Annotated in this window: 25 protein-coding genes, 4 tRNA genes and 1 pseudogene; 24 read left to right on the forward strand and 6 right to left on the reverse strand. The window is 71.6% G+C overall.

Going from position 1 to position 26,162, the window contains the following annotated elements; translation table 11 throughout:
* Positions 1–80: 80 nt before the first annotated feature.
* A tRNA-Tyr gene (locus AC1RNL_RS12870) sits at positions 81–162 on the reverse strand.
* Between the two features lie 91 nt (positions 163–253).
* Between AC1RNL_RS12870 and AC1RNL_RS12875 the strand changes: the two genes are divergently transcribed.
* Together AC1RNL_RS12875 and AC1RNL_RS12880 are read left to right on the forward strand one after the other, a co-directional pair.
* On the forward strand, positions 254–1,057 hold the full coding sequence (locus tag AC1RNL_RS12875) for an inositol monophosphatase family protein (RefSeq protein WP_492935454.1): 804 nt from the start codon (positions 254–256) through the stop codon (positions 1,055–1,057).
* Between the two features lie 434 nt (positions 1,058–1,491).
* Complete coding sequence (locus tag AC1RNL_RS12880) at positions 1,492–2,439, forward strand: M23 family metallopeptidase (RefSeq protein ID WP_492935455.1); 948 nt, start codon at positions 1,492–1,494, stop codon at positions 2,437–2,439.
* A gap of 59 nt (positions 2,440–2,498) precedes the next feature.
* On the opposite strand, the gene AC1RNL_RS12885 is transcribed toward AC1RNL_RS12880, so the two are convergent.
* Positions 2,499–4,145: a glycoside hydrolase family 13 protein gene (locus AC1RNL_RS12885; RefSeq protein WP_310126680.1), complete on the reverse strand. Its 1,647-nt coding sequence runs from the start codon at positions 4,143–4,145 to the stop codon at positions 2,499–2,501.
* Between the two features lie 182 nt (positions 4,146–4,327).
* Between AC1RNL_RS12885 and AC1RNL_RS12890 the strand changes: the two genes are divergently transcribed.
* From AC1RNL_RS12890 to AC1RNL_RS12930, 9 genes are all read left to right on the forward strand, one after another.
* Complete coding sequence (locus tag AC1RNL_RS12890) at positions 4,328–5,590, forward strand: sugar ABC transporter substrate-binding protein (protein WP_310126678.1); 1,263 nt, start codon at positions 4,328–4,330, stop codon at positions 5,588–5,590.
* Positions 5,591–5,709: 119 nt separating this feature from the next.
* Entirely contained in the window at positions 5,710–7,308 is a 1,599-nt protein-coding gene (locus AC1RNL_RS12895) for an ABC transporter permease subunit (RefSeq protein ID WP_492935456.1), read from the forward strand.
* The gene (locus AC1RNL_RS12900; RefSeq protein WP_492935457.1) at positions 7,308–8,225 is read left to right on the forward strand and encodes a sugar ABC transporter permease; all 918 of its coding nucleotides are present in this window, start codon (positions 7,308–7,310) and stop codon (positions 8,223–8,225) included. Before AC1RNL_RS12895 ends, AC1RNL_RS12900 begins: the two co-directional genes overlap by 1 nt.
* Before the next feature lie 39 nt (positions 8,226–8,264).
* A complete protein-coding gene (locus tag AC1RNL_RS12905) occupies positions 8,265–9,797 on the forward strand; it encodes a sodium-dependent transporter (RefSeq protein ID WP_492935458.1) in 1,533 nt (510 codons plus the stop codon).
* Positions 9,794–9,922, forward strand: a complete 129-nt coding sequence (locus AC1RNL_RS12910; protein WP_246992281.1) for a methionine/alanine import family NSS transporter small subunit — start codon at positions 9,794–9,796, stop codon at positions 9,920–9,922. The genes AC1RNL_RS12905 and AC1RNL_RS12910 overlap by 4 nt, the downstream gene beginning before the upstream one ends.
* A gap of 86 nt (positions 9,923–10,008) precedes the next feature.
* Positions 10,009–11,979: a glycoside hydrolase family 13 protein gene (locus AC1RNL_RS12915; RefSeq protein WP_492935459.1), complete on the forward strand. Its 1,971-nt coding sequence runs from the start codon at positions 10,009–10,011 to the stop codon at positions 11,977–11,979.
* 78 nt (positions 11,980–12,057) lie between these two features.
* Positions 12,058–12,129 (forward strand) — tRNA-Thr (locus AC1RNL_RS12920).
* Positions 12,130–12,167: 38 nt separating this feature from the next.
* Positions 12,168–12,241: transfer RNA gene (locus AC1RNL_RS12925), tRNA-Met, on the forward strand.
* 80 nt (positions 12,242–12,321) lie between these two features.
* Positions 12,322–12,906 carry a hypothetical protein gene (locus tag AC1RNL_RS12930; protein WP_492935460.1) on the forward strand — a complete coding sequence of 195 codons (585 nt, stop codon included), beginning with the start codon at positions 12,322–12,324 and terminating at the stop codon, positions 12,904–12,906.
* Here AC1RNL_RS12930 and AC1RNL_RS12935 read toward each other — a convergent pair.
* Positions 12,869–13,528, reverse strand: coding sequence for a TetR/AcrR family transcriptional regulator (locus AC1RNL_RS12935; protein ID WP_492935461.1), 660 nt, complete (start codon positions 13,526–13,528; stop codon positions 12,869–12,871). The two genes, AC1RNL_RS12930 and AC1RNL_RS12935, sit on opposite strands and share 38 nt — an antisense overlap.
* Positions 13,529–13,605: 77 nt before the next feature.
* On the opposite strand from AC1RNL_RS12935, the gene AC1RNL_RS12940 reads away from it, so the two are divergent.
* Genes AC1RNL_RS12940 through AC1RNL_RS12965 form a run of 6 tightly spaced genes read left to right on the forward strand, consistent with a single transcriptional unit; the run spans position 13,606 to position 17,595 of the window.
* On the forward strand, positions 13,606–14,610 hold the full coding sequence (locus AC1RNL_RS12940; protein WP_492935462.1) for a homocysteine S-methyltransferase family protein: 1,005 nt from the start codon (positions 13,606–13,608) through the stop codon (positions 14,608–14,610).
* A 9-nt stretch (positions 14,611–14,619) separates the two neighbouring features.
* Entirely contained in the window at positions 14,620–15,063 is a 444-nt protein-coding gene (locus tag AC1RNL_RS12945; RefSeq protein ID WP_128188387.1) for a MaoC family dehydratase N-terminal domain-containing protein, read from the forward strand.
* 2 nt (positions 15,064–15,065) lie between these two features.
* Positions 15,066–15,470, forward strand: a complete 405-nt coding sequence (locus AC1RNL_RS12950; protein ID WP_492935463.1) for a MaoC/PaaZ C-terminal domain-containing protein — start codon at positions 15,066–15,068, stop codon at positions 15,468–15,470.
* Positions 15,467–16,612, forward strand: coding sequence for a UDP-N-acetylmuramate dehydrogenase (locus tag AC1RNL_RS12955; protein WP_492935464.1), 1,146 nt, complete (start codon positions 15,467–15,469; stop codon positions 16,610–16,612). Before AC1RNL_RS12950 ends, AC1RNL_RS12955 begins: the two co-directional genes overlap by 4 nt.
* A 38-nt stretch (positions 16,613–16,650) precedes the next feature.
* Complete coding sequence (locus AC1RNL_RS12960; RefSeq protein ID WP_492935465.1) at positions 16,651–17,076, forward strand: VOC family protein; 426 nt, start codon at positions 16,651–16,653, stop codon at positions 17,074–17,076.
* A gap of 51 nt (positions 17,077–17,127) precedes the next feature.
* Positions 17,128–17,595 carry an SRPBCC domain-containing protein gene (locus AC1RNL_RS12965; protein WP_246992268.1) on the forward strand — a complete coding sequence of 156 codons (468 nt, stop codon included), beginning with the start codon at positions 17,128–17,130 and terminating at the stop codon, positions 17,593–17,595.
* A 24-nt stretch (positions 17,596–17,619) separates the two neighbouring features.
* Here AC1RNL_RS12965 and AC1RNL_RS12970 read toward each other — a convergent pair whose 3' ends face one another.
* From AC1RNL_RS12970 to AC1RNL_RS12980, 3 genes are all read right to left on the reverse strand, one after another.
* A complete protein-coding gene (locus AC1RNL_RS12970) occupies positions 17,620–18,468 on the reverse strand; it encodes an ABC transporter permease (RefSeq protein ID WP_492935466.1) in 849 nt (282 codons plus the stop codon).
* Positions 18,465–19,319 carry an ABC transporter ATP-binding protein gene (locus tag AC1RNL_RS12975; RefSeq protein WP_492935467.1) on the reverse strand — a complete coding sequence of 285 codons (855 nt, stop codon included), beginning with the start codon at positions 19,317–19,319 and terminating at the stop codon, positions 18,465–18,467. The genes AC1RNL_RS12970 and AC1RNL_RS12975 overlap by 4 nt, the downstream gene beginning before the upstream one ends.
* Before the next feature lie 90 nt (positions 19,320–19,409).
* Positions 19,410–20,603: a pyridoxal phosphate-dependent aminotransferase gene (locus tag AC1RNL_RS12980; RefSeq protein ID WP_492935468.1), complete on the reverse strand. Its 1,194-nt coding sequence runs from the start codon at positions 20,601–20,603 to the stop codon at positions 19,410–19,412.
* Between the two features lie 149 nt (positions 20,604–20,752).
* On the opposite strand from AC1RNL_RS12980, the gene AC1RNL_RS12985 reads away from it, so the two are divergent.
* From AC1RNL_RS12985 to AC1RNL_RS13015, 7 genes and pseudogenes are all read left to right on the forward strand, one after another.
* Positions 20,753–20,825, forward strand: a tRNA-Trp gene (locus tag AC1RNL_RS12985).
* Positions 20,826–20,893: 68 nt separating this feature from the next.
* Positions 20,894–21,163, forward strand: a complete 270-nt coding sequence (gene secE / locus AC1RNL_RS12990) for a preprotein translocase subunit SecE (protein ID WP_128188379.1) — start codon at positions 20,894–20,896, stop codon at positions 21,161–21,163.
* A gap of 119 nt (positions 21,164–21,282) precedes the next feature.
* Positions 21,283–21,888: pseudogene (nusG, locus tag AC1RNL_RS12995) on the forward strand (transcription termination/antitermination protein NusG); the annotation flags it as partial.
* Between the two features lie 75 nt (positions 21,889–21,963).
* Positions 21,964–22,395 carry a 50S ribosomal protein L11 gene (gene rplK, locus AC1RNL_RS13000; protein ID WP_128188377.1) on the forward strand — a complete coding sequence of 144 codons (432 nt, stop codon included), beginning with the start codon at positions 21,964–21,966 and terminating at the stop codon, positions 22,393–22,395.
* Between the two features lie 77 nt (positions 22,396–22,472).
* A complete protein-coding gene (gene rplA / locus AC1RNL_RS13005) occupies positions 22,473–23,162 on the forward strand; it encodes a 50S ribosomal protein L1 (protein WP_246992260.1) in 690 nt (229 codons plus the stop codon).
* Between the two features lie 194 nt (positions 23,163–23,356).
* A complete protein-coding gene (locus AC1RNL_RS13010) occupies positions 23,357–25,030 on the forward strand; it encodes an ABC transporter substrate-binding protein (RefSeq protein ID WP_146358130.1) in 1,674 nt (557 codons plus the stop codon).
* 114 nt (positions 25,031–25,144) lie between these two features.
* Positions 25,145–26,149, forward strand: a complete 1,005-nt coding sequence (locus AC1RNL_RS13015; protein WP_128188374.1) for an ABC transporter permease — start codon at positions 25,145–25,147, stop codon at positions 26,147–26,149.
* Positions 26,150–26,162 lie beyond the last annotated feature (13 nt).

The following is a 26,162-nucleotide window of genomic DNA, read 5'->3' on the forward strand; positions in this document are numbered from 1 at the left end:
CCCGGCCGATGGCCAGGGGCTCTCTCTTCGTGACACATGTCGCGACTCAGGTGAGACCTATGTCGCGACTCATCACAATGTGGCGAGTGAGGGATTCGAACCCCCGAAGTCGATGACAGCTGATTTACAGTCAGATCCCTTTGGCCGCTTGGGTAACTCGCCGAGGCCGTGCAGGCCGTCGTCAAGGATACATGGCCCACAGGAGCGCCTGCGACCTCCACGGGCTGTCCGTCGCGCGCGGTAGGTTCGAGGCATGCGCGAGCTCCACGAACTGAACGTCGGGCTCGCCGTCGAGGCGGCCGAGCTCGCGCGCACGCGCCGGGCCGAGGGTGTCGCGGTGGCCGCGAGCAAGTCGAGTCTCGTCGACATCGTCACCGAGGCCGACCGCGAGGTCGAGCGGCTCGTGGTCGACCGCATCCGCGCCGCGCGCCCCGACGACGGCATCCTGGGCGAGGAGGGCACGAGCGTCGCGGGCACCTCGGGCCTCACCTGGGTCATCGACCCGATCGACGGCACCGTCAACTACCTCTACGACATCCCTGCCTACGCGGTCTCGATCGCGCTCGTCGAGGGCGAGCCCGACCCGACCACCTGGCGCGCCGTGTCCGCCGCCGTCGTCAACGCCGCGACGGGGGAGCGCTACGAGGCCCTCCGCGGAGGCGGCGCCCGGCGCGACGGCCGCGAGATCCGGGTGGCGGATGCGGTGCCCGCCGAGGTCGCGCTCGTCGCCACCGGGTTCGGGTACGACGCGGGCCGCCGGCAGCGGCAGGCGGCCGTGGTGCAGCGCCTGATCGGCTCGGTGCGCGACATCCGCCGGGGAGGCTCTGCCTCGCTCGACCTGGCCTGGGTGGCCAGCGGCAGGCTGAACGCCTACTACGAGGTCGGGCTGCAGCCGTGGGACATGGCGGCCGGCGCCCTGCTCGTCGAGGAGGCCGGCGGCGTCGTGCGCGGCTGGCAGGGAGCACCGGCGAGCACCGCGTTCCTGCTGGCGGGGCACGCCGAGGTCGCCGACGAGCTGGCGGTGCTGCTCGCCGACATGCGTCCGGACGAGATCTGATAGCCGGACTCGCTCTTGCCTCGCTGTTATCAATCCGTTACATTTGGTGGTCGGAGCGTGCGACGAGAGCATCCCCAGCGTGCCTTTGCACCTGACGTCCGATTCATGCCACGATCGGTGGCGGCAGGGCTGCCATTCCGCTGGATCCAGCGCTTCGCGAACCCTGTGACCACGACCTCTAGGACGGCCCCCGCGTGACCAACCCCACCCGACGAGCACTCCGCTCGTCTGCTGAGGACGCCAGGCGACCCGCCGAGCAGGGGCTCACGCGACGCCAGCTGCGCGAGCAGCAGCGCGCGGCGGAGTCGATCGCGCTCACCGCGAGCGAGGCGCGCGCCGCCGAGCGCGTCATGGTCGTCGAGGGCTCCGCGCCGCTCTACACGACCCGTCGCGCCATGCGCGAGGCGGCCACGCGCGTCGCCCACGAGCTGCCCGTGCAGATCGCCGAGCCGACCTTCACCGAGCCGCTCATCACCGTCGACGCCCCGTCGCTCGGCAACGGCGGCGACCAGGTGCCTGGCGTGCGCCAGCCGCGAGCGCTCGCGCCCCGCGTCGTGCGGCAGACTCCCGCGATCGCGCGGCCGCCGCGCCGCACCTCGAGCCTGCGCGGCATCGCGCAGAAGATCACCGCAGGGGGTGCGCTCTTGTTCATCGGCTCGCTGGTCGTCGTGACCTCGCTGCCCGCGCAGGCGGTGCAGGCCCCGGAGGAGCTCTCGGCAGAGATCGCTCAGATCGACGCTGGTCAGCAGACGCTGGCGGGCAACGAAGCGGACTCCACGTCGTACTTCTCGCGCGATGACATCGTCGTCACCGACGAGATTGCCGCGGCTCGCATGTCGGCCGGTGAGCTCGCGGCATTCCAGGCCGTCGCCGATGCAGAGCCGACGGGCGCGTCCTACGGCGGCGACCCAGCCTTCCCGCGTACGTGGAGCATGCTGCAGACCGGCGTGGCACAGTCGCCATTCCCCTCGTTGGCTCAGCTTCCCGTGTCGAGCGGCTTCGGCAACCGTCCCGGCGGATTCCATGGCGGGACCGACATCCCCCTACCGCTGGGAACGGAGATCCGCCCGATCGCGAACGGCGTGGTATCAGCCGTCTGGCAGGGCAACAACCCTGGCGGCGGGGGCTACGTCGTCTTCATCGACCACAACATCGACGGTGAGTTCGTGCAGTCCTGGTACGCGCACATGCTGCCCGGCTCGATCGAGGTCGAGGTCGGCCAGGTCGTCGACATCACGACCGTCGTCGGCCAGGTCGGCAGCTCGGGCCGTTCGACGGGTCCGCACCTGCACCTCGAGCTGAAGAACAGGGAGTACGTGTCGTTCGATCCGATGCTCTGGCTGCAGACGCGCGAGATGAACCTCGAGTACCGCGGCTACTGACGCAGCCGCACGACGAAGGGCCCCGCCGAGCGGCGGGGCCCTTCGTCGTCGCCGGCGCGTCAGCCGGTGCGCACCCACACGACGTCGTCGGCCGAGAGCGACGCCGAGTCGAGCGGCGACGAGGACAGCAGGATCTCGCCGCGCGGCACGTCGACGGCGTCGTGCCCGAGGTTCGCGACCACGGTCACCGGGCCGTTCCGGAACGCGAGCGCGGTCGGGCCCACGTCGAGCCACTCGAGCGCACCTGAGCCGAGCTGCAGCTCCTGCCGCAGCGCGAGGGCGCGCCGGTACATCTCGAGCGTCGAGCCGGCCACGCCCTCCTGCGCGTCGCGGGCGAGCTGCGCCCACAGCGGCGGCTGGGGCAGCCACGTCTCGCCCGTGCCGCTGAAGCCGTACGCGGGCGCGTCGGCCTCCCACGGGATCGGCACGCGGCAGCCGTCGCGGCCCCACAGCTCGCCCTGCGTGCGCGCGAACGTCGGGTCCTGCCGCTGGTGCGGCTCGATCGCGGTGACCTCGGGCAGCCCGAGCTCCTCGCCCTGGTACAGGTAGGCGCCGCCGGGCAGTGCCAGCATGAGCGCCGTCGCGGCGCGGCCGCGGCGGAGCGACACGACCGGATCGGCCTTCGACTTCGAGGTCGGGCCGATGCCGGCGCCGTGGGGCGGCGGCGGCACGAGCGCGAGGCGCGTGCGGTGCCGGATCGTGTCGTGGTTCGAGAGCACCCAGGTGGGAGGAGCGCCGACCTCGCCGAAGGCGCGGATCGAGTCGTCGATGACCTGGCGCAGCAGCGTCGCGTCCCACGGCGTCTCGAGGTAGACGAAGTTGAAGGCCTGGTGCATCTCGTCCGGGCGCACGAAGCGCGCCATCTTCTCGAGCGGGCTCACCCAGGCCTCGGCGCACAGCACGCGGTCGCCCTCGTACTCCTCGAGCACCAGGCGCCAGCGGCGGTAGATCTCGTGCACGTGCTCCTGGCCGAAGAACGGCGAGTCCATCGAGCCGGCGGCGATGAGCTCCTCGTCGACGTCGGGCAGGCCCTCGGCCTTCGCGTTGCCGTGCGCGACGTCGACGCGGAAGCCGTCGACGCCCCGGTCGAGCCAGAAGCGCAGCACCTCGACGAACATGTCGCCGACGACCGGGTTGTCCCAGTCGAAGTCTGGCTGCGAGGTGTCGAACAGGTGCAGGTACCACTGGCCGTCCGGCACGCGCGTCCAGGCGGGGCCGCCGAAGACGCTCTGCCAGTTGTTGGGCGGCAGCTCGCCCTGCTCGCCCTTGCCGTCGCGGAAGATGTAGCGCGAGCGGGCCTCGCTGCCGGGCGCGGAGCGGAGCGCCTCCTGGAACCACGGGTGCTCGTTCGAGGAGTGGTTGGGGACGAGGTCGACGATCACCCGCAGGCCCAGCCCGTGGGCCGTCTCGAGCATCCGGTCGAAGTCGTCGAGCGTGCCGAACAGCGGGTCGACGTCCATGTAGTCGGCGACGTCGTAGCCCGCGTCGCGCTGCGGCGAGCGGTAGAAGGGGCTGAGCCACACGGCGTCGACGCCGAGCTCGGCGACCGCCGGCAGGCGGGACGCGATGCCGGCGAGGTCGCCGACACCGTCGCCGGATGCGTCGGCGAAGCTGCGCGGGTAGATCTGGTAGATGACTGCGGAGCGCCACCACTCGCCGCCGGGGGCGGCCTGGAGCGCTGCGGACTGCGTCTGAGCGTCGGTCATGGCACCAAGGCTAGGGGAGGGCGCCCTCGGGCTCACCCGGGTGGCGAAGGTCACGACTTGCCAACGATTGCGCCGAGCGCGCCGCTCTCGGCTTGCGGGACCGGGGGACGTCGGCCACGATGAGCCGGGCCCTGCCGACGATGGCCGTCGGCGACGGAGCCCCACAAGCGAAAGAAGGCACCATGAAGCACAGCGGCCTCATGAAGGCGGCCGGGGTCGGAGCGCTCGCGCTCACGCTCGCGGCCTGCGCCGGCGGCGGCACCCCCGCCCCCACGGAGGGCGGCAGCGAGAGCCCGGCGCCACAGGGCGGCGGAGAGCTCGTCGTCTGGATGGACGAGAACCGCGCCGCGGCGCTCGAGGGCGTCGTCTCGACGTTCGAGGAGGAGACCGGCACGACCGTCGAGGTCGTCATCAAGGACTTCGGCACCATCCGCGACGACCTGACGACCCAGGCGCCGTCCGGCGAGGGCCCCGACGTGGTCCTCGGCGCCCACGACTGGATCGGCAAGCTCGTCCAGAACGGCGTCATCTCCCCGGTCGAGCTCGGCGAGATCGCCGGCGACTTCGAGGAGGTCTCGATCCAGGCCATGACCTACGAGGGCTCCGTCTACGGCGTGCCCGTCTCGATCGAGAACATCGCGCTCGTGCGCAACACGGCCCTCGCGCCCGAGGCGCCCGCGTCGTGGGACGACCTCGTCGCGACCGGCCAGGCCGCGGTGGAGTCCGGCGAGGCGGAGTTCCCGCTGCTCGTCGGCATCGACCCGAACAACGCCGACCCGTACCACCTGTACCCGATGCAGGCGTCGTTCGGCGGCCCCGTCTTCGGCATCAACGAGGACGGCTCGTACAACGCTGACGACCTGCAGCTCGGCAACGAGGGCAACGTCGCGTTCGCGACCGCGCTCGGCGAGTGGGGCGCGCAGGGGATCATCAACCCGAACATCTCGCAGGACATCGCCAAGGAGCAGTTCGCGAACGGCGCCTCGCCGTACACGATCACCGGTCCGTGGAACCTCAGCACCTTCCAGGACGCTGGCATCGAGTACGCGGTGAGCGAGATCCCCTCGGCCGGCGGCCAGCCCGCCACGCCGTTCGTCGGCGTGCAGGGCTTCATGGTCTCGGCCTACGCCAACAACCCGATCGTCGCGTCGCAGTTCATCACCGAGTACGTCGCCGGCGAGGAGGCCCAGACGGCCATCTTCGAGTCGGGCCAGCGCGCCCCCGCGCTGTCGTCGGCCTTCGAGGCCGCGCAGTCGAACGAGGACGTCGCGGCGTTCGGCGCCGTCGGCGCCGAGGGCGTCCCGATGCCGAACATCCCGGAGATGGACGCGCTGTGGGCCGACTGGGGCACCACCGAGGCGCAGATCATCGCGCAGCAGGGCGGCGACCCCGCCGCGCTGTGGACCGCGATGGCGGAGAAGATCCAGGGCACCCTGGAGGGCTGATCCCCTCATGGCGGCGGGGGGGGGGGGGGGGGGGGGGGGGGGGGGGGACCGGCCTGGTGGGGGCCGGCCGCCGTCCCATCCCATCGGCCGCGCCCATCCGGGGCGCAGAGGAGATCCGTGTGACGACGACGTCCGCCCCGAAGGCGCCCGCGAAGGCCCCGAAGCGGGGCATCCACCACCAGCCGCCGAGCATGCGCGTGCTCGCCGTGAAGATCGTGCTGCTCTCGCTCGTCGACGCCGTCGCCGTGTTCGCGATGTCGGCGCTCTTCTTCAAGGGCGACTACGCGGTCGCCGGCGTCGTGCTCATCGTCACGCTGCTGGTCAACTGGATCTACCTCAGCCCGGGCCTGCTGCCCGCGAAGTACCTCACGCCGGGCCTCATCTTCCTCGGCGTCTTCCAGATCTTCGTGATCGTCTACTCGATGATCATCGCCTTCACGAACTACGGCGACGGCCACAACTCCACCAAGGAGGACGCCGTCGCGTCGATCGTGCTGCAGAACACGCAGCGCGTCGAGGGCTCGCCCGCCTACCGCGTCACCGTCGTCGACGGCCTGGGCGGACTCGGCCTGCTCGCGACCTCGCCCGAGGGCGAGGTGCTCGTCGGCACCCAGGAGGAGCCGCTCGAGCCCGTCGACCCGGGCTCCGTCACGCTCGAGGGCGAGCGCGCCGTCGCCGTCGAGGGCTGGACGAGCCTCGCCATGCAGGACATCCTGCAGCGCCAGCAGGAGATCGCGGCGCTGCAGGTGCCGCTCTCCGACGACCTCGCCGACGGCTTCCTGCGCACCACCGACGCGGTGAACGCCTACGTCTTCGAGTCGACCTTCGTCTACGACGAGGCCGCCGGCACCATGACCGACACGCTCACCGGCACCGTCTACGAGGATCGGGGCAACGGCGCCTTCGAGTCCGCCGACGGGCAGCAGCTCGGCACCGGCTGGCAGATCTTCGTCGGCGGCGAGAACTTCCTCTACCCGTTCGAGAACCCCCGCTACGGCGGCGCGCTGCTGTCGGTGATGGCCTGGACGTTCGCCTTCGCGATCCTGTCGGTCGGCATCTCGTTCTTCCTCGGCCTCTTCCTCGCGATCGCGCTCAACGACCCGCGCATGAGGTCGAAGCAGGTCTACCGGGTGCTGTCGATCCTCCCGTACGCGTTCCCGTCGTTCCTCGGCGCGCTCGTGTGGCTGGGCCTGCTCAACACCGAGTTCGGCTTCGTCAACAACGCCATCTTCGGCTCGGCCGACATCCCGTGGCTCACCGATCCGTGGCTCGCGAAGGTCTCGATGATCGTCGTGAACGTCTGGCTCGGCTTCCCCTACATGTTCCTCATCTGCCTCGGCGCGCTGCAGTCGATCCCGGAGGAGCTCACCGAGGCGGCCGCGGTCGACGGCGCGACGGGCTGGCAGGTGTTCGGCCGCATCAAGTTCCCGCTGCTGCTCGTCTCGACGGCGCCGCTGCTGATCTCGTCGTTCGCGTTCAACTTCAACAACTTCAACACCATCTACATGCTCACGCGCGGCGGCCCGCGCATGCAGGGCATCGAGGAGAACGTCGGGCACACCGACCTGCTCATCACCCTCGTCTACAAGACCGCGTTCGAGGGCGGCACCCGCGACTACGGCCTCGCGGCCGCGCTCTCGATCATCATCTTCATCGTCGTCGCGACCGTCTCCGCGATCGCGTTCCGTCGCACCAAGGCGCTGGAGGATCTCAACTGATGAGCATCGACTCGAACCCGGTCGCCCCGCCGAAGGAGCGCACCCCCGTCCCGCAGCCCCGCATGCGGTTCGGCAAGTGGATGCGCGAGCTCGGCTGGCGGCACCTCGTCGGCATCGCGGTGGTCATCTTCGCGACCTTCCCGCTCGTCTACGTGCTGAGCGCATCCCTCAACCCCGGCGGCACGCTCACCGGCTCGAACGTGCTGTTCCGCGAGCTGTCGGTGCAGAACTACGTCGACCTCTTCAGCGATCCGCGCCGGCCCTACGGCGCCTGGTTCGCGAACACCATGATCGTCGGGCTCGCGACGTCGATCGGCACGGTGTTCCTCGGCGCGCTCGCCGCCTACGCGTTCAGCCGGATGCGCTTCACCGGCAGGCGGCCGGGCCTGCTGGCGCTCATCATCGTGCAGATGTTCCCGCAGCTGCTCGCGGTGGTCGCGATCTACCTGCTCATGCGCGGCATCGGCGAGGTGTTCCCCGCCATCGGCCTCGACTCGCTCATCGGCCTGATCATGGTCTACCTGGGCGGCGCGCTGGGCGTGAACACCTACCTGATGTACGGCTTCTTCAACACCGTGCCCGCGTCGATCGACGAGGCGGCGAAGCTCGACGGTGCCGGCCACGCCCGCATCTTCTTCACGATCATCCTGCGGCTCGTGGCGCCCATCCTCGCCGTCATCGGCCTGCTGTCGTTCATCGGCACGACGAGCGACTTCGTGCTGTCGTCGGTCATCCTCACGAGCCCCGACAAGCTGACGCTCGCGGTGGGCCTGTTCCGCTACGTCTCGGAGGAGACGAGCACCAACTACCCGGTCTTCGCGGCCGGCGCGGTGCTCGCGGCCATCCCCGTGATGGTGCTCTTCCTCTGGCTGCAGAAGTACATCGTCAGCGGCCTCACCGCGGGCGCCGTCAAGTAGGGCGTGCCGCGGCGCGCCGCGGTGTGGCACGGTAGGGGCATGTCCCAGACGCGTGCGCCGATCGACCGAGGCCGGTTCTCGAACAAGACGGTCTTCATCATGGCCGCGATCGGCTCCGCCGTCGGGCTCGGCAACATCTGGCGCTTCCCCTACGTGGCCTACGAGGGCGGCGGCGGAGCGTTCATCCTGCCCTACCTCGTGGCGCTGCTCGTGGCCGGCATCCCGCTGCTCCTGCTCGACTACGCGATCGGCCACTCGCAGCGCGGCTCGGCGCCGCTGTCGTTCGCGCGGCTGTCGCGGCGGCTCGAGTTCATCGGCTGGTGGCAGGTCGCCATCTGCGTCGTCATCTCGGTCTACTACGCGGCGATCCTCGCCTGGTCGGTGCAGTACGTCGGCTTCTCGTTCACGCAGGCGTGGGGCGACGACCCCGAGACCTTCTTCTTCGCCGACTTCCTGCAGGCCGCCGAGACGGGCGTCACGCTCGACTTCGTGCCGGCCGTGCTCATCCCGATGGCCATCATCTGGGCGGTGGCCATCGCGGTCATGGCGCTCGGCGTCCAGAAGGGCATCGGCGCGACCGCGGTCATCTTCATCCCGGTGCTGCTGATCGCCTTCGGCGCGCTCGTCGTGCAGGCGCTCACGCTCCCGGGCGCGATCGACGGCCTCCAGACCCTCTTCGAGCCCAACTGGGCGGCGCTGCTCGATCCGGCCGTCTGGGCGAGCGCCTTCGGCCAGATCTTCTTCTCGCTCTCGGTCGGCTTCGGCATCATGATCACCTACGCCTCGTACGTGGGCCGCAAGATCGACATGACGGGCTCCGGCTTCGTCGTCGGCTTCGCCAACTCCGGCTTCGAGCTGCTCGCCGGCATCGGCGTGTTCGCGGCGCTCGGCTTCCTCGCACAGGCATCGGGCGCGGCGGTCGCCGACGTGGTGGCCGGCGGCATCGGCCTCGCCTTCATCGCCTTCCCGGCGATCATCTCCGAGGCCCCGTTCGGGGCGCTGCTCGGCGTGCTCTTCTTCGTCTCGCTCGTGCTCGCCGGCTTCACGTCCCTCGTGAGCATCCTCGAGGTCGTCATCTCGGCCGTGCGCGACAAGCTCGAGATGAGCCGCATCGCCGCGACGCTCGCCGTGACCGTGCCGATGGCGGCCATCAGCATCCTGCTCTTCACGACCACGAGCGGCATCCTCGTGCTCGACATCGCCGACTACTTCATCAACCGCTTCGGCATCCTGCTCGTCGCGCTCGTCGCCATGCTGGCCGTGGCGTGGGCGGTGCGGCGCGTGCCGTGGTTCGCCGACCACATGAGCCGCTACGGCTCGGTGCGCCTCGGCCGCTGGTGGGTCGTGCTCGTCACGTTCGTCACGCCGGTGCTGCTCGCGGTCATGCTCGTGCTCGAGCTCGTGACCGCGATCGGCGAGCCCTACGGCGGCTTCCCGGCGTGGATGCTCGGCGTGTTCGGGTGGGGAGTCGCGGGCGCCGCGCTCGTGGCCGGCATCCTGCTCTCCATCCCGAAGTGGAAGGCGACGACGCCGCTCGAGGCGCCGGAGCACGACGAGGAGGTGATCCGATGACCGCCGGAGCGCTCGTGATGATGGTCGCGGCCATGGTCGTCCTGTGGGGCGGTCTCGCCGCGGCGATCGTGAACATCGTCCGCTTCCAGGGCGAGGAGCCCGCCGACTCGGGGCGCGACCTCTGAGCCCGGTCGAGCTTCCCCGAACCCCGCGGCTCCGGGCCGAGACCCCGCGGTTTCGGGAAGCTCGACACGTGCCCTAGCGTGGTCGGGTGCTCCAGCCCCACCACGACGGCTCCGCCCTCCACGTCTCGACCCTGACGCCCTCGCTCGGCGACACGGTGCGGGTGCGCCTGCGCATCCCGATCGCCCACGACGAGCCGCTCGAGGTGCTCGTGCGGTCGAACCCCGACCGCGAGCCGTTCTTCAACAAGGCCGTGCACATCGGCACCGCAGGCGCCTACCACTGGTGGGAGGCCGAGATCCGGGTCGCGAACCCCGTGCACCGCTACCGCTGGCTCGTGCACTGGCAGTCGGGGCAGACCGACTGGATCAACCAGGAGGGCGTGCACCGCATCGAGACGCGCGACGACGCCGACTTCGCGCTCGTCGCGCACGAGCCGCCGCCGGCGTGGGCGACGGATGCGGTGCTCTACCAGGTGTTCCCCGACCGGTTCGCGCGCTCGGCGCAGGCCGACGAGCACCCGACGCCCGCGTGGGCGGTCGCGGCGGCCTGGGACGACCCGGTGGTCGGCTCCGGCCCGGGCGTCTCCGAGCAGCTCTACGGCGGCGACCTGCCGGGCGTCGAGGCGCACCTCGACCACCTCGTCGACCTGGGCGCGACGGTGCTGTACCTGACCCCCGTCTTCCCGGGCGACTCCAACCACCGGTACAACGCATCCACCTTCGACGTCGTCGACCCGCTGCTCGGCGGCGACGAGGCGCTCGTCTCGCTCGTCGAGGCGGCCCACGCGCGCGGCCTGAAGGTGATGGGCGACCTCACCAGCAACCACACGGGCGACACCCACGCGTGGTTCCGCGCCGCCGCGGCGTCGGAGGATGCGCCGGAGCGGGAGTTCTACTACTTCCACGAGGGCGGCACCTACGCCTCGTGGCTCGGCCACGCCTCGCTGCCGAAGCTCAACTGGAACAGCCAGGAGCTGCGCGACCGCTTCATCGAGGGCCCCGACTCGGTGGTGGGGCGGTGGCTGCGCCCGCCGTTCTCGCTCGACGGGTGGCGCATCGATGTGGCCAACATGACCGGCCGCTACGAGGGCGACGACCTCAACGCCGAGGTGCGCCAGATCATCCGGCGCACGATGCTCGACATCAACCCCGACACCCTCCTGCTCGGCGAGTCGACGAACGACGCGACCGACGACTTCCAGGGCGACGCGTGGCACGGCGCGATGACCTACGCCAACTTCACGCGGCCCGTGTGGGGCTGGCTGTCGGTGCCGGGCTCCGCGGCGTTCGGGGGCCTCGGCATGGCGCGCTCGGTGATCCCGTCGTACACCGGCGTCGACCTGCACGCGCAGCACCAGCGCTTCGTCGCGGGCATCCCGTGGCGCACGCGGCTGCACAACATGAACGCGCTCGACACGCACGACACGCCCCGCTTCGCGACGAACGCCCTGCCCGGTGCCGTGCCCGTGGCGCTCGGCATGGCGGTGTCGCTGCCGGGCATCCCGGTGGTGTGGGCCGGCGACGAGCTGGGCCTCACCGGCGTCAACGGCGAGGACTCCCGCACGCCGATGCCGTGGGCGACGCTCGACGAGCACGCCGGCACGATCGCCCTGCACCGCGAGCTGCTCGCGCTGCGCGCCGACCAGCCGGCGCTGCGGGGCGGGGGGATGCGCTGGGTCCACGTGGGCGAGGAGGTGCTCGTCTGGGTGCGCGAGAGCATCGAGTCGAGCGTGCTCTGCGTCGCTGCGCGCGGCTTCTACGACGTCGTCGTCGAGGAGGGCGTGCTGAGCCTCGAGGGCGAGCCGGCGCCGCTGTTCGGCGACGGCGGGGCGAGCACCTTCGGCTTCGGCGGCCTGCGCCTCACCGGCTCCGGGCCCTCGTTCGCGGCGTGGTCGCTCCCGGGCGTCGAGGTGCCGCGCACCGACGACGAGGAGGAGCGGGAGCTGCTGGCGCTGCTCGACGACAACGCCTCGCAGGACGCCGCGCTCGCGCACGGCGAGCCGGCCGCGCCGACGCTCACCGCCGCCTGGAGCAAGGACACGCTGCACGACGACTGACCGGCGCCGGCCCGGCCCCGGCAGGTGTCGAGGGGCCCGCGCGCGGTGCTATGATTTTCCGGTTGCCTACGAGGCAGCGCCCCGATAGCTCAGTGGTAGAGCACTTCCATGGTAAGGAAGGGGTCGCGAGTTCAATCCTCGCTCGGGGCTCGCGTTCGCTTGATGCTTCGTGCTTGGGTGGGCGTCCTGGCGGGGTAGCTCAGTTGGTGAGAGCGCACGACTCATAATCGTGAGGTCGCGGGTTCGAACCCCGCCCTCGCTACCGCCAGTCGGCAGGGGATCGGGCCATCGGCCCGGTCCCCTTCGCTGTCCCCGGCGCCGCTCGCTGGCTAGCCTCGGGGCATGCGCTCGCGCTTCGTGCGACGGTGGATCGCCTGGGTCTCGATCGGCGAGGCCTGCGGCTTCGCGGTCGCGGCCGCCGCGGGCGTGCTCGCCGAGGCGCTGCGCCTCGGCGACGCCGAGCGGCTGGTGCTGCTCGTCGCCGCGGGCGCGGTCGAGGGCGCGGCGCTCGCGACCGGCCAGCACGCGGCGATGGAGCGCGACCGGCCGCGACGGGCCGCCTGGGTCGGCGCGACCGCGGCGGCGGCGTCGCTCGCGTGGCTGCTCGGCATGCTGCCGAGCACGGTGGGGCTGCCGGAGGGGCCGTGGGCGGTCGTGCTGCTGGTCGTGGGCGGCCTCGTGCTGCTCGCCACCATCCCGGGTGCCCAGTGGCTCGTGCTGCGCCGCCCCGGGGCGGGCCGGTGGGTGCCGGTGAGCATGGGCGCCTGGCTCGTGGCGATCCTGTGGACCGCCGCGCCGTCGCCGTTCGTCGACGAGTCGAGCCCGGTGCTGCTCGTCGTCGCGCTCTACGTCGTGGCGGGCGCGCTCATGGCGGTGACGGTCGCGGCGCTCACGGCGCCGCTCGCCCGCTCGCTCTTCGCGCGCTGAGCTCCTCCGCGACGCCCCCGGGCGCCGAGGGCCCGCTCGCGAGCACCGCGGCGACGGCGGTGCGCAGCACGCCGAGCTGCTCGCGCAGGTGCTCCGTGCCGCCGGTGGCGCGCGCCAGGAGCTGCGCGCCCTCGAGGGTCACGAACACGTGGTCGGCCCACGCCTCCGCATCGAGCTGCGCCGCCGGGCGTGCAGCCGCCGCCGCGCGCAGCAGTCCGAGCACGACCGCGCGAGAAGCCTGGGCGGCGCGCTGCACGGGCGCGACCGCCGCGGCGCCCAGCAGCTCGTGCTCGGCGAGCGCCGACGCGGCGAGCGAGCCCGGGCGCGCCGCTGCGCGCTCGAGCTCCGCGAGGAACGCGTCCACGCGCTCCACGGGATCGTCGACGGATGCGGTGCGGTCGTGGGCGCGCAGCAGCAGGGCGACGAGGTGGTCGGCGTGGCGGTCGAGCAGCGTGCGCGCGAGCTCCCGCTTCGACGGGAAGTGATGGAAGAACGCGCCCTTGCTGGTGCCGGCCGCGCCGATCACCTCGTCGAGCGCGGTGCCGGAGAAGCCGCGGCGCAGCACGAGCCGCTCGGCGGCGTCGAGGATGCGCTGGCGGTTGGAGGAGCCGTCCCGGGGCATGGACGGACCGTACCAGACCGAGTAGTCTGCTACCCGCGGGCGAGCCCGCTCGCACCTGTCGACCGAGGAGGCCCCCGATGGCCGAGCTCGCGCGCCGGTCCATGGCTCCCACCATCGCCGCGAAGCCCTCGCACCACCACCACCGCGTGCCCGTGCGCGCCGGCCTCGCCTGGCCGAGCCCGGCGCATCCGTTCGTCACCGACGGCGGGCTCGAGACCGACCTCATCTACAACCGCGGCGAGCAGCTCCGGGAGTTCGCGGCCTACCCGCTCCTGCGCACCGAGCGCGGGCGCGCGGTGCTCGACGACTACTACGACGGCTACGCCGCGGTGGCACGGGCCCACGGGGCTGGGCTCCTGCTCGAGACGCCCACCTGGCGGGCGAGCGCCGACTGGGGCGCGAGGCTCGGCGACGACCGGCGCGCGCTCTACGACGTCAACGTGCTGGCGGTGCACCACCTGCTGGCGCTGCGCGAGCGCTACGCCGACATCCGCGACGTGCTCGTCAGCGGCGCGATCGGCCCGCGCGCCGACGCGTACGCCGACATCCCGCCCGTCGACCCCGACGACGCGCACACGTACCACGAGCCGCAGATCGGCGCCTTCGCCGAGGGCGGCGCGCACCTCGTGACGGGCTTCACGCTCTCCGACCCCGGCGAGGCGATCGGCATCGCCCGCGCGGCCTTCTTCCACGGGCTGCCGGCGGTCATCGGCTTCACGGTGGAGGAGGACGGCCGGCTCCGCGGCGGCATGCCGCTGCGCGAGGCGATCGAGCTCGTCGACGCCGAGACCGACACCGTGCACTACATGGTCAACTGCGCGCATCCGCAGCACGTCCTCCGCGGGCTGGGGGAGGGCGGCGCCTGGCTCGGACGCATCGCGAGCGTGCGGTGCAACGCGTCGACCCGCACCCACGCCGAGCTCGACCGCGCGACCCGCCTCGACGCCGGCGACATCGACGAGCTGCGGCGCGGGCACGACGCGCTCCGCGAGCGCCTGCCGGGCCTGTCGGTGATCGGCGGCTGCTGCGGCACCGACGCGAGCCACGTCGCGGCCCTCTGGGAGGAGCGCCGCTCTGCCTAGACTGGCCGGGTGCCAGTGAACCCCGAGATCCAGGGCAGGCAGTACCCGCCCACGGCCCCCTACCTGGTCGGCCGCGAGAAGGTGCGCGAGTTCGCGCGCGCCGTGCAGGCCGCGCACCCCGAGCACCTCGACGTCGAGGCCGCCCGCGCCGCCGGGCACGCCGACGTCGTCGCGCCGCCCACGTTCCCGATCGTCATCCAGGAGCTCACCCTGCGGCAGCTGCTCGACGACGACAGCGCCGGCGTCGACTTCACGCGCGTCGTGCACGGCGACCAGCGCTTCACCGCGTCGCGGCCGATCGTGGCCGGCGACGAGCTCACGGCGCAGCTCACCGTCACGAGCGTCAAGTCGCTCGGCGGCAACGACATGGTGACGAGCGAGAGCGTCATCACGGATGCGCGGGGCCGGCACGTGGTCACGGCCACGTCGACGCTCGTGGTGCGGGGGGAGTGACGATGGAGCAGCTCGAGATCGGGCAGGTCGTCGCCGATCGCGACCTGCACCTCACCCGCGACTCGCTCGTGCGCTACGCGGGCGCCTCCGGCGACTTCAACCCCATCCACTACCGCGACGACGTCGCCGCCGCCGTGGGGCTGCCGGGCGTGCTCGCGCACGGGATGCTGACGATGGGCGCGGCGGTGCAGCCGGTCGTGGACTGGGCCGGCCCCGCGCGCATCCTCGACTACCAGGTGCGCTTCACCCGGCCGGTGGTCGTCGACCCGGAGGCGGGCGCGCAGCTGCACGTCGTCGCCACGGTCGGCCAGCTCGGCGAGGGCACGGCGCGCATCGACCTCACGGTGACGGCCGAGGGCCGCACGGTGCTCGGCAAGGCGCAGGTCGTCGTGGCGACGGACCGATGAGCAGCCGCACGCTCGCCGAGGCGACCACCATGCGGGTCGGCGGCGAGGCGCGGCGCTGGATCGACGCGGCGACGCGCGACGAGGTCGCGGCGGCCTACGCCGAGGCGCTCGCCGACGACCACGAGCCGCTGCTGCTGCTCGGCGGCGGCTCCAACACGGTCGCGTCGTCCGAGCCCTTCGAGGGCACCGTGCTCCGGGTCGCGACCCGCGGCATCCGCACGCTGCCCGCGGCACCGACGCCGCACCGCCCGGCCGGCGAGGAGCCGCCCGTCGACGACTCGGTCGTGCTGCGCATCGAGGCGGGGGAGCCGTGGGACGAGGTCGTCGCGCGCGCGGTCGCAGACGGCCTCACCGGCATCGAGGCGCTGAGCGGCATCCCCGGGTCGACGGGCGCAGCCCCGATCCAGAACATCGGCGCCTACGGGCAGGAGATCGCCTCGACGCTCGTCGGCATCGAGCTGCTCGAGGCCGAGACGCTCGAGCTGCGCGAGGTGCCGGCCTCCGAGCTGCGGCTCGGCTACCGCGACTCCGCCATCAAGCGCGGCATCCTGCAGGGCGTCGTGCTGTCGGTCGACCTGCGCCTGCGCCGCTCGCCCGACGGCCGCAGCCAGCCGGTGGCCTACCAGCAGCTCGCGACGGCGCTCGGCGTCGAGCTCGGCACGCGCGTGCCGCTCACCGACGTGCGCGACTCGGTGCTGGCGCTCCGCGGCTCGAAGGGCATGGTGCTGTCGGAGGACCCCGACTCCGTGAGCGCCGGCTCGTTCTTCACCAACCCCATCGTCTCGGCCCGCTTCGCCTCGCAGCTGCCGAAGGAGCTGCCGAGCTGGTCGGTCTCGCCCGAGCCGCAGGCCACCGTGCTGCCGCTCGACCCCGACACGCCCGTGCCGTCGCTCGAGCGGCCCGTGCCGCGCGTGAAGCTCTCGGCCGCCTGGCTCATCGAGCACTCCGGCATCTCGCGCGGCTTCTCGCTGCCCGGCTCGCGGGCGGCGATCTCGTCGAAGCACACGCTCGCGCTCACGAACCGCGGCGGCGCGACCGGCGAGGAGATCGCCGAGCTCGCCCGCTTCGTGCAGGCGCGCGTCGAGAACCAGTTCGGCGTGCACCTCGTGCCCGAGCCCGTCATGGTGGGGCTGACGCTCTGACGGCGGAATGGCGCTCGCCCGCGGGCGTTGCACCCGGCATGACCGATGCACCCGTGCAGCTGCGCCTCGTCGTCGAGGCCGATGACTTCGAGGCTGCGCTCGCGTTCTACCGCGACGCGCTCGGCCTGCCCGAGCTCGCCGCCTTCGAGGGCGACGGCGACGCGCGCGTCGCGATCCTCGACGCGGGCCGGGCCACGCTCGAGCTCGCCAACCCCGCGCAGAAGCGCATGATCGACCGCATCGAGGCCGGCGGCCGGCCGAGCCCCCGCATCCGCGTCGCCTTCGAGGTCGCCGACGCGCAGGGCGCCACCCGGCGGCTCGAGGGCGCCGGCGCCACCGTCGTCGCAGAGCCCGTCGAGACGCCGTGGCGCTCGCTGAACGCGCGGCTCGAGGCGCCCGCCGACCTCACGCTGACCCTGTTCGAGGAGCTCGACGGCGAGGAGCGCTTCGTCCCGCTCGCTTGATCGACCGCCCGCCACGTGCGAGAGTCGAGAGTCGACACGGTGGGGGACAGCATGGATGAGCACGACGTCGCGCAGCCCGCGGCAGGGCACGGCACGGCACCGATCGAGCACGAGCTCGACGTGGCGGTGAGCCGGGCCAGAGCCTGGGACGCCTACGTGCACGGCATGACCGACTGGTGGCACCCGGGCTGGACCACGAGCGGCTCCGGCCTCGACCACATCGAGGTCGACCCGCACGTCGGCGGCCGCATCGTCGAGCGCAACCGCGACGGCCGCGAGCGCGAGTGGGGCACGGTCACGGATGCCGTCCCGGGCGAGCGCTTCGAGCACACGTTCCACCTGTTCCACGAGGGCGACCACACCACCGTCACGGTCGAGTTCGCCGACCTGCCGCACGGCGGCACGCACGTGCGCTTCTCGCACCACGGCTGGAACGAGAGCAACGCGGGCGACCGCGCGGGCCACCTCGACTGGGAGGCCCTGCTGCAGCGCTACAAGTCGTACGCGCAGCACATCTAGCCGCGCCCGGCGGCCGGCGCGGGCTCAGCTGCGCCGGATCCAGCGGAAGGTGACGGCCGCGACGACCGTGCCGACGACCGCCCAGATGCCGAGCACGAGGGCGACCATCGGCAGGTTCCACGCCTCGCCGACCTCCATGTATCGGCCGATGTCGGGCAGCAGCGCGTAGCGCATGCCGTGCCCGACCCACGCGAGCGGGAACAGGTTGGCGATCGTCTGCAGCCACTCCGGCAGCGCCGGGAAGGCGAGGTAGATGCCCGAGATGAACTGCAGCAGCAGCGCGAGCGGGATCACCACGGCGGATGCGCTGTTGACGGTGCGGGGGATCTGGGCGATCACGACGCCGAGCACCGCGAAGCAGGTGAGCGCGGCGAAGAAGACCCAGGCGAGCGTCAGCCAGCGCTCCGGCTCGGTGGGCAGCTCGATGCCGAACACGCCCACCGCGGCCGCGAGCAGCAGCCCTGCCTGCGCGAGCGACGTCACGAGCAGCTGCCCGAGCTTGCCGAGGAAGTACGACAGCACCGGCAGCGGCGTCGCGGCGAGCCGCTGCAGCGTGCCGTCGTTGCGCTCGACGGCGATCTCGATGCCGAGGTTCTGCACGCCCGAGAGGAACACGCCCGCGGCGAGCATCGCGGGCAGGTAGTACTGCGGCTGGGTCACCTGCTGGCCCTCGAGCTCGATCATCGGCGGCAGGGCGCCGAACGCGCTCGCGAAGATCGCGAAGAGCAGCACCGGGAACAGGAACGTGAAGACCAGCGCGTCGCTGCGGCGGAAGTACTGCAGCAGCTCGATGCGCACGCGGTCGGCGGCGCACCGCAGCACGTGACCGGGGCGGATGCCCCGGCGCGGCGGGGCGGGGGCGGTGGCGGTCATGCTGCGGCCTCCTCGGCCTCGACGGCGCCGATGAGGCTCAGGTAGATGTCCTCGAGCGAGGGGCGGATGACCTCCAGGTCGGTCGGCTCGCCGGGGAGCGACCGCACCACCGACGCCGGCTCGCGCGTGCGCACCTCGTGGCGGCCCGACGCATCCGTCCACCGGACGACGGGGGTGCGCGACTCGGCGCCGCCGATGCGGTCGACCTCGTCGAGCGCGAGCAGCCGGCCGTCGGCGATGATGCCGGCGCGATGCGCGAGCTGCTCGGCCTCCTCGAGGTAGTGGGTCGTGAGCAGGATCGTGGTGCCGTCGGCCGCGACGTCGCGGATGAGCTGCCAGAAGGCGCGGCGGGCCTGCGGGTCGAAGCCGGTGGTGGGCTCGTCGAGGAAGAGCACCTCGGGCCGGCCGATGACGCCGAGCGCCACGTCGACGCGGCGCTGCTGGCCGCCCGAGAGCTTGCCGATGCGCCGCGACGCGTGCTCGGCGAGCCCCACCGCCTCGATCGTCTCGTCGACGTCGCGGGCGTTCGGGAACACGCGCGCGAGGTGGGTGAGCATCTCGCGCACCGTGAGCGCGCCCGCCTGCCCGGTCGACTGCAGCACGACGCCGATGCGGCTGCGCCAGTCGCGATCGGCGCGCTGCGGGTCGGCGCCGAGCACGCGGGCGGTGCCGGAGGTGGGCACGCGGAAGCCCTCGAGCATCTCGACGGTCGTCGACTTGCCGGCGCCGTTCGGGCCGAGCAGCGCGAAGGTCTCGCCCTCGGCGATCTCGAACGAGACGTCGTCGACGACGGTGCGCGCGCCGTAGCGCTTGGTCAGGCCGGCCGCGACGACCGCTGGTGCGTGCTGCATGGCTCCAGGCTGGCCCTGTTCGATCGCGCCGTCATCCCCCGATCGGCGGAGCGGTGCCGGGCGTCGGGCGTCCGGGGGCCAGGCGCCGGGTCAGGCGCCGAAGAGCCGCTGCAGCCGCTGCACGCCCTCGAGCAGCGCGTCGTCGCCGAGCGCGTACGAGAAGCGCAGGTAGCCCGAGGGCCCGAACGCCTCGCCCGGCACGGCGGCGACATCCGCCTGCTCGAGCATGAGGCCGGCGAGCTCGAGGCTCGTCGTGGGCGTCGTGCCGCCCCACTCCCTGCCCAGCAGGCCCGAGACATCCGCGTACGCGTAGAACGCGCCCTTCGGCGTCGGCACCGAGACGCCGGGGATGCGCGAGAGCTCGCGGACGATCGTCTGGCGGCGGCGGTCGAAGGCGGCGAGCATGTCGGCGACCGCGTCCTGCGGGCCGGTGAGCGCCTCGAGCGCCCCGCGCTGCGCGACGTTGTTGACGTTGCTCGTCAGGTGCGACTGCAGGTTGCCGGCGGCCTTGATGACGTCGGCAGGGCCCACCATCCAGCCCACGCGCCAGCCGGTCATGGCGTAGGTCTTCGCGACCCCGTTCACGAGGATCGTGCGGTCGGCGAGCGCCGGCACGGCCTCGACGACCGAGACGGCGCGCTCGCCGTCGTAGACGAGGTTCTGGTAGATCTCGTCGCTGATGACCCACAGCCCGTGGGCGTCGGCCCACTCGGCGATCTCGCGGATGCGCTCGGGAGGGTAGACCGCGCCGGTCGGGTTCGAGGGGCTCACCATGAGCAGCGCCTTGGTGCGGCCCGTGCGGGCGGCCTCGAGCTGGTCGACGGTGACGAGGTAGCCCTGGTCGGCGCCGGCGAAGACGTCGACCTGCACGCCGCCGGTGAGGGCGATCGCCTCGGGGTACGTCGTCCAGTACGGGGTCGGCACGAGCACCTCGTCGCCCGGGTCGAGGATCGTCTGGAACGCCTGGTACACCGACTGCTTGCCGCCGTTCGTGACGAGCGCCTGGCTCGCCTCGACCTCGAGGCCCGAGTCGCGCGCGGTCTTCGCGGCGATCGCCTCGCGCAGCTCCGGCAGGCCGGGCGCCGGCGTGTACCGGTAGTTCCTCGGGTCGGCGAGCGCGCGCTGCGCGGCCTCGACGATGTTCGGGGGCGTGGCGAAGTCGGGCTCGCCCGCGGCGTAGGAGATCACGTCGCGGCCGGCGGCCTTGAGCGCCTTGGCCTTCGCGTCGACCTTCAGGGTCGCGGATTCGTTGATGGCGGCGATGCGCGCGGCGATGCGGTTCACGGCACCAAGCCTACGGCGGCGCGCGTGCGCCGGGCGGCGAAGTGGACAGCACGCGCCCCGTCCCCGTATGCTGTTCCCTTGGTGGTTGACGACCGCCATGATGTCGCATGCCCTTGCCGGGGCCGGCGCGCATGGCACTCCACCCGCCCAGGGCGGTGGCGCAATTGGTAGCGCAGCGGTCTCCAAAACCGCAGGTTGCAGGTTCGAGTCCTGTCCGCCCTGCTCGAGGCGCCCGTGAGGGCGCCTGATGGGCCTCGGCATTCGCCGGGCCGAACGAACGAAGGGTCACCGTGGCTGAGAACGCGATCGAGGAGGCACCCCGCACGCGCGAGGGTGCGTCTCGCAACCCGTTCGTGCGCCTGTGGACCTTCCTCAAGGAAGTCCTGGTCGAGCTCCGCAAGGTCGTCACCCCGACCCGCAAGGAGCTGGTCCGCTACACGCTCGTCGTGCTGGTGTTCGTCGTGCTGATGATGCTGCTGGTGGTCGCCTTCGACACCGTGTTCTACGGCCTGGCCGGGTGGATCTTCGGTGACATCCCGCCGTTCGGCCTCGCGGGCTGAGCCCGACCGAGACGTGAAGGAGAAGGTGGACTGTGTCTGACGTCAACGACCTCGACATCGAGCTGAACAAGGCGCTCGACGACCTCGTCCCTGCCGACGAGAAGCCGGCCGAGCCGGAGGCCGACCCGTACGAGGAGTTCAAGCGCGAGCTGCGCCTGAAGCCCGGCCGCTGGTACGTCATCCACTCGTACGCCGGCTACGAGAAGAAGGTCAAGGCCAACATCGCCTCGCGTGCCGAGAACATGCAGGTCGACGGCATCTACGAGATCCAGGTCCCCACGGAGGACGTGCTCGAGACGAAGAACGGCCAGGCGAAGCGCGTCAACCGCGTGCGCGTCCCCGGCTACGTGCTCGTGCGCATGGAGCTCGACGAGGACACCTGGTCGGTCGTCCGCCACACGCCCGGCGTCACCGGCTTCGTCGGCAACGCCCACAACCCCGCCCCGCTGCGCTTCGACGAGGCCTTCACGATGCTGAAGCCGATCGCCGACGAGCAGCTCGCCGAGCAGCAGAAGTCGGCCCCCTCGCAGCAGCCCAGCCAGGTCGCGGTCGAGGTCGACTTCGAGGTGGGCGAGACCATCACGATCACCGAGGGCTCGTTCGCGGGCTTCCCCGGCACGATCAGCGAGATCCAGCCGGCGAGCCGCAAGCTCACCGTGCTCGTCAGCCTGTTCGAGCGCGAGACTCCGGTCGAGCTCGGCTTCGGTCAGGTCAGCAAGCTCTAGTCCCTCTCAAGAGGGCTGGATGCGGTCCCGCGCGTCGGTGGACGCGCGGCCGCGACACACCAAGAAGGAAGAGACATGGCACCCAAGAAGAAGGTCACGGGTCTGATCAAGCTGCAGATCCAGGCCGGCGCCGCCAACCCCGCGCCGCCGGTCGGTCCGGCGCTCGGCCAGCACGGCGTCAACATCATGGAGTTCTGCAAGGCGTACAACGCTGCGACGGAGAACCAGCGCGGCAACGTCATCCCGGTCGAGATCACCGTCTACGAGGACCGCTCGTTCGACTTCGTGCTCAAGACCCCGCCGGCCGCAGAGCTCATCAAGAAGGCCGCAGGCGTCAAGAAGGGCTCCGGCGTCCCGCACACGACGAAGGTCGGCAAGCTCACGATGGCGCAGGTCGAGGAGATCGCGCAGCAGAAGCTGCCCGACCTCAACGCGAACGACATCGAGGGCGCGAAGAAGATCGTCGCCGGCACCGCCCGCTCCATGGGCATCACCGTCGAGGGCTGACCTCGACCGAGCCGCTCGGCTCACCAGTGGGAGCGCCTGCCAGGCGCGCACCGCGAACTCTGGAACAGGAGAAGAACATGGCACAGAAGTCCAAGGCCTACCGGGCCGCAGCCGCGAAGATCGAGGCTGACAAGCAGTACACCCCCGCCGAGGCCGTCGCGCTCGCCCGCGAGACCGGCTCGAGCAAGACCGACTCCACCGTCGAGGTCGCGCTCAAGCTCGGCGTCGACCCCCGCAAGGCAGACCAGATGGTCCGCGGTACCGTTTCTCTTCCTCACGGCACCGGCAAGACCGCTCGCGTCATCGTCTTCGCGCAGGGTCCGGCCGCCGAGGCCGCCATCGCCGCCGGCGCCGACGAGGTCGGCTCCGACGAGCTCATCGAGAAGGTGGCCGCGGGCTGGACGCAGTTCGACGCCGCCGTCGCGAGCCCCGAGCTCATGGGCAAGGTCGGCCGCCTCGGCAAGGTGCTCGGCCCGCGCGGCCTGATGCCGAACCCGAAGACGGGCACCGTCACGCCGAACGTGGCGCAGGCCGTGACCGACATCAAGGGCGGCCGCATCGAGTTCCGCGTCGACAAGCACGCCAACGTGCACTTCATCGTCGGCAAGGCCTCGTTCTCGGAGGAGCAGCTGACCGACAACATCACGGCAGCGCTCGACGAGGTCGTCCGCCTCAAGCCGTCGTCGTCGAAGGGCCGCTACATCCAGAAGGCCACCGTCTCGACGACGTTCGGCCCCGGCGTCCCGGTCGACGTCACCTCGATCTGACCGATCGCATCCTCGAGAGCCCCGCTTCGGCGGGGCTCTCGTCGTCTGCGGGGGCGCCGGCCGGGATGCGCGAAACCGGATCGTGATGCGCCCGTGACATCGGCGGCGCCTATGAGCGGCTAGGTTGTCCCTACGCACGCTCACGGCCGAGCCGCGCGGTGTGCGAACAGTCCCAAGAGGAAAGGTCCAGCACCGTGATCCCATCCCCGAAGCGACGCCTGCTCGCAGGCCTCGCAGGTGGCGCAGCCCTGACGCTCGTGCTCACCGGATGCATCCAGAGCGAGCGCGACTCCGGCACCGACGGCGGCGACACCGCCGCGCCGAGCGACGTCGACTCGACGTTCGTGTTCGCCGCGTCGTCCGACCCGTCGGGCCTCGACCCGGCGTTCGCGTCCGACGGCGAGACGTTCCGCGTCTCCCGCCAGATCTTCGAGGGCCTCGTCGGCGTCGAGCCGGGCACCGCCGACCCCGCCCCGCTGCTCGCCGAGAGCTGGGAGCCGAGCGAGGACGGCACGTCGTACACGTTCACACTGAAGAGCGACGTGATGTTCCACGACGGCACCCCGTTCGACGCCGAGGCCGTCTGCGCCAACTTCGACCGCTGGTACAACTGGACCGGCCTCACCGCGACCGAGAGCCTCTCGTACTACTACGGCTCGCTCTACGGCGGCTTCGCCGGCGACGACGACGCGCTCTACGAGTCGTGCACCGCCGACGACGAGACGACCGCGACGATCAACCTGACGCGCCCCTTCTCGGGCTTCATCGCATCCCTCTCGCTCCCGGCGTTCGCGATGCAGAGCCCGACCGCGATGGAGGAGTACGGCGCCGACGAGGTGGGCGGCTCCGAGGAGGCCCCCGAGTACAGCGAGTACGGCGAGGCGCACCCGACGGGCACCGGCCCGTTCGTGTTCGAGTCGTGGTCGCCCGGCGAGGAGGTCGTGCTCGCGGCCAACCCCGACTACTGGGGCGAGCAGGGCCAGGTGCAGGAGATCGTCTTCCGCATCATCGACGACCCGACCGCTCGCCGCCAGGCGCTCGAGTCGGGCGACGTCGACGGCTACGACCTCGTCGCGCCGGCCGACACCGCCGCCCTCGAGGAGGCCGGCTTCAACGTGATGCAGCGCGACCCGTTCACGATCCTCTACCTCGGCTTCAACCAGACGGTGCCCGAGCTGCAGGACATCCGGGTGCGCCAGGCGATCGCCCACGCGATCGACCGCGAGGCGCTCGTGACGCAGGTGCTCCCCGAGGGCACCGAGGTCGCGTCGCAGTTCATCCCGGATGTCGTGAACGGCTACAACGACGGCGTGACCGACTACGAGTACGACCCCGAGCGCGCGCAGGAGCTGCTCGCCGAGGCCGGCTTCGAGGACGGGCTGACGCTGCAGTTCAACTACCCGGTCAACATCTCGCGGCCGTACATGCCGAACCCGGAGGACATCTTCACGACGCTCTCCTCGCAGCTGCAGGAGGTCGGCATCACCGTCGAGCCCGTCTCGGACGAGTGGACCGACTACCTCGACCGCATGCGCGGCACCGACGACCACGGCATCCACCTGCTCGGCTGGACCGGTGACTACAACGACACCGACAACTTCGTCGGCGTCTTCTTCAACGGCTACTCCAACGAGTGGGGCTTCGAGAACGAGGAGCTGTTCTCGGCGCTGAGCGAGGCCCGCCAGCTGCCCGACCCCGAGGAGGCGGGTGCCGCCTACGAGGAGATCAACGAGCAGATCGCCCAGTTCGTGCCCGGCGTGCCGCTCGCGCACCCGGCGCCGTCGCTGGCGTTCGACCCGCGGGTCACCTCCTACCCGGCGAGCCCCGTCAACGACGAGGTGTTCAACATGATCGAGCTGAGCGAGTAGCCTGCATCGATCACCCGGATGCCGCGGGCCGGTCTCGGCCCGCGGCATCCGCCACGCACGGCGCGCATCCGCGCCGCACGCCAGACCCCTGACCGCCCACCCGGAGACACCCACGTGCTGAGAACCATCGGCAGACGCCTGCTGCTGCTGATCCCGACCCTGTTCGGCCTGACCGTGCTGCTGTTCTTCTGGGTGCGGGCGCTGCCCGGCGGGCCCGCCGCGGCGCTGCTCGGCGAGCGCGCGACGCCCGAGGCGATCGAGCGCATCAACGAGGCGTACGGCTTCAACCGGCCGCTGCCCGAGCAGTACATCACCTGGCTCGGCCGCCTGCTGCAGGGCGACTTCGGCAACTCGATCGAGACGCGCAGGCCCGTGCTCGAGGAGTTCGCCAACCGCTTCCCCGCGACGGTCGAGCTCGCGGTGATGGCGCTCATCCTCGCCGTCGGCATCGGCATCCCGCTCGGCTACTGGGCCGCGCGCAACCACGGCAGGCTCCTCGACCACCTGTCGGTGACGGGCAGCCTCATCGGCATCACGATCCCGGTCTTCTTCCTCGCGTTCATGCTCAAGTGGGTCTTCGCCGTGCAGCTGGGCTGGCTGCCCTCCACCGGCAGGCAGAGCAGAGGCGTCGATGCGACGCATGCCACGAACTTCTACGTGCTCGACGGCATCCTCACCGGCGAGCTCGACGCGGCGCTCAACGCGATCGTGCACCTGCTGCTGCCGGCGATCGCGCTCGCCACGATCCCGCTCGCGATCATCGTGCGCATCACCCGCGCATCCGTGCTCGAGGTCGTGAACGCCGACTACGTGCGCACCGGCCGCGCGAAGGGCGTCTCGAAGCAGGTGATCCGCAACCGCTTCGTGCTGCGGAACGCGATGCTCCCTGTCGTCACGACGATCGGCCTGCAGGCCGGCCTGCTCATCTCGGGCGCGGTGCTCACCGAGACCGTCTTCGCCTTCCCCGGCATCGGCGCCTTCCTCGCCGACGCGATCTTCGCCCGGGACTTCCCGGTGCTGCAGGGCTTCGTGCTCTTCATCGCCGTGTCGTACGCGCTCATCAACCTGCTCGTCGACATCTCCTACTCGTTCATCGACCCGAGAGTGAGGATCCAGTGAGCGCCGCCGAAGC

The organism is Agrococcus sp. GW821-FHT14H11 (genome assembly GCF_058803545.1).